Raw genomic sequence first — 390 nt, 5'->3', positions numbered from 1 at the left:
GCGCCGGTCGGGAGGCCCGGCACCCGTCCGCCCCGCGCGGTCCGGATCGCCGTGGTCGGGTCCACCCCGCCGCGTGCCATCTGCTGGACGGCCGGGTCCTCGATGCTCGTCACGACGACCGCATGCCGTCGGGACAGCCGGGGGAGCACGGCGAGCAGGTCGCCCGAGGCGCCGACGGAGTCGAGGCTCGAGGCGAGCACGACCAGGGCGCGCGAGGTCGTGATCGAGTCGACGAGCGCGGGCACGGATGCCCAGTCGGTCGCAGCGAGCCCGGGTTCGGCCATCGCGAGTGCCTCGCCGAAGCGCTGCACGACGTCGGTGCGGGTGGCGCCGTGCACCCGGTCGTGTGCCGTGTCGTCGAGCACCACCAGGTCGACGCGGTCACCGGCG

1 protein-coding gene is annotated in these 390 nt (G+C 75.6%); it reads right to left on the bottom strand.

All coding sequences use genetic code 11. The features are described 5' to 3' along the window. Positions 1-390 (bottom strand): DUF58 domain-containing protein (locus BIU89_RS12940; protein WP_441294455.1); only part of this gene is annotated, 390 nt, incomplete at both ends.

Source organism: Curtobacterium sp. MCBA15_005, assembly GCF_001864855.1.
Classification (GTDB): domain Bacteria; phylum Actinomycetota; class Actinomycetes; order Actinomycetales; family Microbacteriaceae; genus Curtobacterium; species Curtobacterium flaccumfaciens.
This window is presented reverse-complemented; position numbering and strand designations above follow the sequence as displayed.